This window comes from Terriglobus sp. YAF25 (genome assembly GCF_052113305.1).
In the GTDB taxonomy this organism is placed as follows: Bacteria; Acidobacteriota; Terriglobia; order Terriglobales; family Acidobacteriaceae; genus Terriglobus.
Genome location: NZ_JBFRCY010000118.1, coordinates 1 through 7,952 on the forward strand (window position 1 = coordinate 1; position 7,952 = coordinate 7,952).

Genomic DNA, 7,952 nt, shown 5'->3' on the forward strand with positions numbered 1-7,952 from the left:
ACGTTCAGGCGTTTAGTCGTTTAGCGCTCTTGTTGGCGATTCCGATTGCCATCGGAATCGTGATGTGGCTCGTTGCCCGGTTTGCGGATCGCCGGGCTCAGTTGGTCGAACACACGCTCCAGGTAGAGGCCTCGCTTGAGAGACTGGCTTCCGCAATCGATACGGCAGAAACAAGCGGGCGTGGATACCTGCTCACAGGCGAAGACAGATTCCTCGAAGACTACAACGTGGATTTGGATGAACTACGGAAAGAGATCTCTACCATTGCTGATCTCACTGCCGATAATCCCTCGCAACAGAAGAACGTTTTGAAGCTTCGGGAGGAACTTGAAGCCCGGATCTCGACCTACCAATCCTCGATTGACGAGTACCTGAAGCGGAGAAGCGATCCCTCATCCATAAAATCGCAGATCGATCAGCAGCGTGAACCGCTGGCGACGAGCAAAGGCGTGATCCGGGAGATGGAGCGTGAGGAACAGCGCTTGCTCGGCTCTCGGGAAAGTGCGCTCACAAAGGCGCGCTCTGACTTTCTCAGCATTCTGGTGATTGGGTATGCCGTCATTGTGTTGATCGTCACTTCGTTGTACTTCAGCGTCAGGCGGCATAGCCTGCAATCGGCAGTAGCCGAGGCGCGGCTCTTCCGGCTTAATGCTGGACTTGATGATCGGGTGCGGGAGAGGACCGCTCTTCTGAAGACGCGTGAGGATCTGCTCAACACCTTCGTACGTTACGTTCCCGCGGCGGTTGCAATGCTCGATCGAGATATGCGGTATGTGCAGGTCAGCGATCGATGGGCATTGGAGTACGGGATGGACCGGTCACAATTCGAGGGAAGCTTGCATTACGACTTATTCCCCGAAATTCCCGATCGCTGGAAAGAGATCCATCGCCGTTGTCTAGCAGGYGAAACCATGCGTTCTGAGGAGGAGCGATGGGTCCGTCAAGATGGACGAGTCAACTGGTTGCGATGGGAGATTCGGCCCTGGGGAGGTCAGGATCATAAACCCGCCGGAATTCTGATTTTTACGGAAGACATCACAGCGCGCAAAGAGCTCGAAGAGTCCTTGCGCGAGAGCGAAGAGACCGTCCGAACCCTGCTGGACACAGCGGCGCAGGCCATTATTGCTATCGATAGTGACGGCACAATCGTGCTTGCCAATCGCCAGGCGGGCAAGATGTTTGGCTATGAGCAGGGGGAGTTGATCGGCCGGCCACTTGAAACCCTGGTACCCACGAGGCTCCGCCATCTGCATCAATCACGTCGGCAGGACTTCAATCTGTATCCCAAGAGTCGTACCATAGGGTCCGACCAGGACCTCCTGGGATTACGCAAAGATGGCGCGGAGTTTCCCATCGAGGTGAGTCTCAGCGGTGTCCACACCAAGCGAGGATTGCTCGCCGTAAGCTTCATCACTGATATCACCGCGCGTAAGACTGCCGAAGCTGCGTTGCGGGAGAGCGAGCAACGACTGCGGGCACTGGCGGCACGCCTCCTCTCCGCCCAGGAAGAAGAGCGTCGAAACTTGGCGCGAGAACTTCATGACGACATTACCCAGCAACTGGCATTTCTCTCCATCGAACTGGGACGCTTAGGAACCGAGTTTCCTGAGGAAGCGTTACAGCGCAAGCGGATCGAAGCGCTACAGCAGCAGGCTGCACGTGTCTCCTCCGAAGTGCGCCGGATCTCACACGGACTTCATCCTTCTGTCATTACCGATTTCGGCCTCAGCATTGCGCTCGAGGAGTTTTGCGGTGAATTCGAGAGAGGACACGGAATTACGGTAGTTCTCGACGGCCTGGTGGAAGACTCCTGCCTGACCGACACAGAAGCAGCGTGTCTCTATCGCGTCGCTCAGGAGAGTCTCCGCAATGCGCTCATACATGGACATGCAAAAAAGATCCGCGTTACGTTGCGGAGCGCCGGCGACATGTTTGAGCTCAAAGTGCAAGACAACGGCGTTGGCTTCTCGGTGGAGTCCCCGCGAAGCAGGACCGGCCTGGGGATTCTGGGCATGACCGAGCGCATTCGCCTGGTCAACGGAACACTCGATATTACTTCCACGCCGGGGCATGGAACCTCTGTCACGGCCGCAGTACCTTTGCATGGAGAGTGGCGCCATGAAAGCCAGAATTCTTCTTGCTGATGATCATTCGCTGGTTCTTGATGGCATTCGACGACTGCTGGAGAATCAGCACCATGTAATAGGTTCCGCAGTCGATGGGCAGAGCCTCGTCCGGGAAGCTCTGCGGCTTCGGCCAGAGATGGTGATTCTGGATGTAACCATGCCGGTGCTGAATGGCATCGATGCCGCACGGGAGATACGAAAGGCTCTTCCAAAGACAAAGCTGGTTTTTATCAGCATGCACTCCAATCCGGTCTATGTGCGCAAGGCAATCGAAGCGGGTGGAGTGGCGTATGTCTTAAAATCCGGCGCTTCAGAGGAACTTCTTAACGCGATCCAGATTGCGCGAAGCGGAGGTCGGTACTTTTCTCCGGCTTTGGATCAGAGCCTTGTTACGGAGGTGACGGAACGCCCCTATCAAGTTTCACAAACGGTTTTGGAGCTTACGGGCAGGCAACGCCAGATCCTTCAGCTCATCGTAGAAGGCAAACAAAATAAAGAGATTGCAGACGCCCTCTATATCTCTGTAAGAACGGTTGAATTCCATCGTGCGCGCCTGATGTCTCGCCTTGGGGCGCGGAGTGTTGCCGACCTGACACGGTTTGCGGTGCAGGAGGGCATTATTGCTCCGCCTGATGGTTTGTCTTCGGGCAAACAAAATCCCAATTGAAAAACTAGTAGTTGTACGAGATGCCTGTCGATTCGATTTGATGCCATTATTGGTTCACTCTCGTCGGTCTGGTTTGTGCTCCTCTCCTCCATCACAGAACCCTCTGTGTCTTTCTGGACAAAACGGGAAAATCCAAAAGTATGGAGAGAGAGAAAGAGTGACGAATCATGGATTGCACCTCGTAGAACATAAGGATCGCAACTTGCCGGCTTCGGCCCAAAACCGCTGGGGACTTGTTCTGGCCGGCGGAGACGGCACACGTCTGCAGTGCCTGACGCGTGTCATCTATGGCGACRATCGGCCAAAGCAGTTCTGCGGCCTTCTGAGTCAGGAGACCCTGCTTCGCCAGACTCGCGACCGCGCGGCAAGAAGCATCCCCGAAAATCAGACAATCTACGCGGTGACCGAAGGGCACCGCCTGTACTTTCAGGAAGACCTCGCCGGCACTTCGTCGTACAAGCTGGTGCAGCCATTCAATCGTGGCACGGCGCCCGCAATTCTTCTCAGCCTCTTCCACATTGCGGAGGAGCAGCCGAATGCCCTGGTCGCGGTCTTGCCTTGCGATCACTACTACTCCAACGAACTATCATTCACTGCGGCGATTGAATCTGCATTCGAGACGGCGGCTCAGCATCGCGATTGCGTCATGCTGCTTGGAGCGCACCCCTCAGGACCTGAGGTTGAGTTTGGCTGGATTGTGCCAGGTCCCGCAGTCGGCGAGAACCTGTTTCAAGTGCGGAGCTTTGAAGAAAAGCCCAGCCTGCCCGTCGCGGAACGGCTTCTGACGAATGGAGGACTATGGAATACATTCGTCATGGTCGGCTCTGTCCAGACTTTGCTGAGCATATGCTTCGAAGCGCTTCCGGATCTGGCGGTTCTTAAGCGCGTCCATGCGGTAGCGAATGACCGGCGGGAGCTTCGCATTGCGACGTTCGTGTATGACAACATTCCCACCATCGATTTCTCTCGTCAGATTCTTTCTCCAAATGCAAGCCGGCTCCTGGTTTCAGAGCTCACTGGGCTGGATTGGCATGATCTTGGTCAAGCCGAACGAGTGCTATCGGTACTGCGATCTCGTGATGCCGAGATGCCGTACTGGTTGCGGCAGTGGGAGACAGCGCGGCGGCCAGTACAGCGCTTGCACCATCGCGATCCGGGAGCTGTCCCGCTGCGGAGCTCACTACGGTTCGAGCAGCCGCCGGGCGCTTAGTGGGTTTTTCCCTGTGGGTGTAGTGGAGGGCTTGCCCATTTATGGGAGTTTTCAGTAATGAAAAGGCCCCGGCACGACTCGTCCGGGAAGCCCGGCAACAGGGAAAACGCTTTCGTGACGTAGGCTCGATGCAGTGCTTTCCCAATGCATCGAGTCGATGTGAATATCGAGATCCTTGAAATTGTGTTGCGTGAACATGGTGTTGCTCCCCTTCCAAAAATGAGCGTTGCGATAGACGAATTTCTCCTGAGTCAGCAACTTGATTGAGACGTACAAATCAGCTTTGGATTAAGGAACAGCAGAACAAAAAACAAACAGAGCATTTCCCTGTAGGTGTCGTGTAGGGGTTTGTTGCATCTATGGCGTTTTCCTCAATGAAAACGCCGCTGCAGGTTCCCCATGGAATTAACCGGCAACAGGGAAAATGCTCTTAAACAATGGATGGAGTGCGTAGTGGGCTGTGTCTATTTCTTCGATGGGTTTACGTTCGAAAAGGGTCCTAACAGCCTGAGCCGGGGAATACAAAAAATCCCAATCCCTGCGAAACAACTTGATCTGCTTTGCGCCCTGGTACAAGCACAGGGTAAGCCAGTCCGAAAAGATACGTTATTGCGTGAGGTATGGCCGAATACCAACGTTGAATGCCATACCCTCACTCAAACTGTGTATCTCCTGAGGCTGTCACTAGGCAAGATGGCTGACGGACAGGAATACATCCAGACCGTGAATGGTTACGGATATCGATTGGCGGCTCATATCACGACATCAGACTTGAGTTCATCCAGAGTCTCGCAGCGGCACGGCATTCGGAGGTCACTTACAGATCTCTGGCATCGATTGCGTCTCTTCTCTTGAACATATGTTGTATTGCCTCTCAAGCCTCGGTCAACGAACATCTATGCATAGCATGAGATAAGTTGAGAGCGGCATTCTATATGAGAACTCTGGCGAAGTTACTCCGATTTTGCGTAAAAGTTATTTCGTGCGAGAGATATTGGAACCGGAATCGACCAAGCTGATGTGACATTGCTTCAAAGCAGTGATTTCACAAGAAGAGCAGAGTCAAAAGGTGAACTGTGGAAAACCGCGAGTTGGTTGACGCGGAAACCCGCCCTCCATGCGCTCTCTGAGCTGATAGGGACGTTTTGTCCCTTCATCGGGAGAATATTTACCCTTACGACATCGGTAAATCTCCATTTTTTACCCATAGCAACCTGTTTTCAGAATCATCGAATTCCCGCATAGTTGGCCACCAACTTGCATGAAGCCCCGCAGCTTCGATCCCCAAGGGAGTTTTTTGATTTGAATCAGTCCATAATTCGTCTCCTCATCGTAGGGAGCAGTGTGTCCATACTCGCCGCAGGCTCATCCGCACACGGTCAGTACTACAGGCACAGACATCGTTCAGGGTCCACTACGACTACGTTATCGGCTTCCATCAACGCTTCGCCAACTTCTATTACGGCGGGGAACCAATCAACCATCTCGTGGAGTACTTCCGGCGCAACTTCAGTGACGATTAACGGCAGTGCAGTTGCTGCTTCAGGAAGTGCAGTCGTCACTCCAACACAGTCGACCGGTTACAACCTGGTCGCAAGTAACAGCTCAACCAGCCAGACGGCATCGACCGCCATCACGGTAACTGCAGCTTCTACAACACCGACAACACCGACAACTCCTACAACTCCTACATCACCTACCTCACCCACAACCAATCCGTCTTCGGGCAGCACAACGTCCGGCGCTCCGCATATCAACTTCACTGATCTGAATGTTGGTGCAGGCACCGGCGGCGACAACGGTAATGGTGTGTATGTACGCATCTTCGGTAGCAACTTTGGCTCATCGCAGGGCTCAAGCACACTGACACTTGGTGGATCGCTTGTAACGAATTGCAGCCTGTGCTCGTGGACCAACACGCAGATCATTGCTCAGCTCGGTCCGTCCGCAACCACGGGAAATATCGTCGTGAATGTGAACGGTCTGGCATCCAATGGCGTGCCGTTCACTGTCACTCCGACCAACATTGTCTTCGTCTCTCCCAACGGCGTAGACACGAACCCGGGAACCTACGCGCAGCCCTTTAAGACCTGGCGTGCGGCGTTCAATTCGGTAACGTCAAATGACAGCAGCTCACCATCCAAGAACACGGTCATCTATCTGATGCCTGGTACTGACGTCAGCTTCAATGACGGCCGTGGCTACAATGCTGCGGTCTCAACCGATATCGGTGGATCATCGCCGACCAGCCAGTTGTCTATCGTTGGGTTCCCAGGTGGAACTGTCAATGTGGGCAGCACCAGCGTTCCAAACGGTGTGAAGGGATGGGGTAAGAACATCACCATCGCCAACCTCAATATTGTTGGTCAGGTTTCGGCCATCGATGCGGAGGCGGGCAACGCGCGCATCATCAACAACAGCATCTCCTGCCCAGCGCCGCCCAGCGGCGTTAGCGGCACGGCATGTGTTTTAGGAGAGACGGAAAGTCCTGCCGACACGTGGGCATTCCAGGGCAACAACGTACACGATACCGGCGGCAACGTGGATAAGACCTATCACGCTGTTTACTTCTCCACCGGTGTCAACCACGCGGACGCGGGTTGGAACAGCATTGGCCAGAACTTCAAGGGCTACTGCCGCAGCATCATGTTCCATGCGACCACTGGTGGAAACCTGTATGACATTCACGTGCACGACAATGTCATCACCGGCGGATACTGCGACGGTATAAGTCTGGCCTCTGTCGATCCATCGCAGGGCACGGTCGAGGTGTACAACAATGTGATTTCTCACGTTGCAACTGCGTCGAACCCCTATGGCGTGGCGAACGAAGCTGGTATCGCCATCAACTCTGATCCTCCGGCTGCTACCAGCGGTACTGTGCAGGTGTACAACAACACCATCGTGGATGCCGGCGGTTACGTGACCGGCAACCAGAACGGCTGCTTCGGCATTGTGTTTGCCGGAGCGGGAATGAACCTGACGAACAATATCTGTGTTCAGCCCAGCGCCGCTCAACCATACATCGAGTCAGGCACTACAAATGTGACTGGCTCCAACAACCTCTGGTCCGGCGCCGGCGCTGCTCCCTCCTGGGATTCGGCTCCTCTGACGTCGGCTCCGAGCTTTGCCTCAAGCACTAACTTTGCGCTGCAGTCGAGCTCGGCTGGCAGGGATGCCGGAACATCAGCTAAGACTTCGTCGGTCGACATCGTTGGAACGCAGCGCGGCAGCACGCCGTCGATGGGTGCCTATCAGTAAACCCTCTAACCAACCGAAGAATACGGCAGGGGACAGCAGATCGCTGTCCCTTGCTGTTTTTAGAGCATTTTCCCTGTTGATACGGAGGCCCTACTTTACACCTACAGGGAACATGCTCTAAGGCCATGAAGATGGAGAGGTTTACCCTGTCCGGGCTAAGGCGGGCCGTCCGGAATGAATACATTATGGTATACATTCTGCATGCTTTTCATTGAGCCTCAGATCACCCGCCGCGGTTTTTTGTATGGCCTGGCAGCTTCCGTTGCCGCCAGTAACGCAGGCGCCATCGCTGTTTCTCCACCGCTGCTTCCGGCTAACGCCAGGCCTCTGCCGCTGTCGTCAGTCCGTCTGCTGCCTTCGGCGTATGCAAATGCAGTGGAGGTAAATCGCGGTTATCTTCTGGGGCTGAGCGCGGATCGATTCCTGCATAATTTTCTCCAGTACGCAGGGCTGCCACCGAAGGCTCCTATTTATGGAGGATGGGAGAGCGATACGATCGCGGGACACTCACTCGGTCACTACCTCACAGCATYGGTGAGGACCTACGAGCAGACCGGGGATGTCGCATGCCGCGAGCGCGCGAACTACATCGTGGATGAGCTGGCAAGGGCGCAGACGGCGCGCGGAACAGGCTACGTCGGAGCGTTGGGGCGGAAGCGTAAAGATGGAACTATCGTTGATGGAGAAG

At 54.7% G+C, this 7,952-nt stretch carries 6 protein-coding genes; all 6 read left to right on the forward strand.

Translation table 11 applies throughout. From position 1 onward, the window contains the following. The coding region (locus tag AB4043_RS06770) for a PAS domain S-box protein (RefSeq protein WP_442306727.1) at nucleotides 1-2,144 on the forward strand (2,144 nt) is incomplete at its 5' end. Then, nucleotides 2,119-2,793 carry a response regulator gene (locus AB4043_RS06775; protein ID WP_442301569.1) on the forward strand — a complete coding sequence of 225 codons (675 nt, stop codon included), beginning with the start codon at nucleotides 2,119-2,121 and terminating at the stop codon, nucleotides 2,791-2,793. The genes AB4043_RS06770 and AB4043_RS06775, both read left to right, overlap by 26 nt. A gap of 157 nt (nucleotides 2,794-2,950) precedes the next feature. Then, entirely contained in the window at nucleotides 2,951-4,003 is a 1,053-nt protein-coding gene (locus AB4043_RS06780; RefSeq protein ID WP_442306728.1) for a sugar phosphate nucleotidyltransferase, read from the forward strand. Between the two features lie 441 nt (nucleotides 4,004-4,444). Continuing rightward, nucleotides 4,445-4,858: a winged helix-turn-helix domain-containing protein gene (locus AB4043_RS06785; RefSeq protein ID WP_442301651.1), complete on the forward strand. Its 414-nt coding sequence runs from the start codon at nucleotides 4,445-4,447 to the stop codon at nucleotides 4,856-4,858. A 489-nt stretch (nucleotides 4,859-5,347) separates the two neighbouring features. Beyond that, nucleotides 5,348-7,264, forward strand: a complete 1,917-nt coding sequence (locus AB4043_RS06790) for an IPT/TIG domain-containing protein (RefSeq protein ID WP_442301571.1) — start codon at nucleotides 5,348-5,350, stop codon at nucleotides 7,262-7,264. A 201-nt stretch (nucleotides 7,265-7,465) separates the two neighbouring features. Beyond that, nucleotides 7,466-7,952, forward strand: a 487-nt coding sequence (locus tag AB4043_RS06795; RefSeq protein ID WP_442306729.1) for a beta-L-arabinofuranosidase domain-containing protein, incomplete at its 3' end; no start/stop codon positions are given.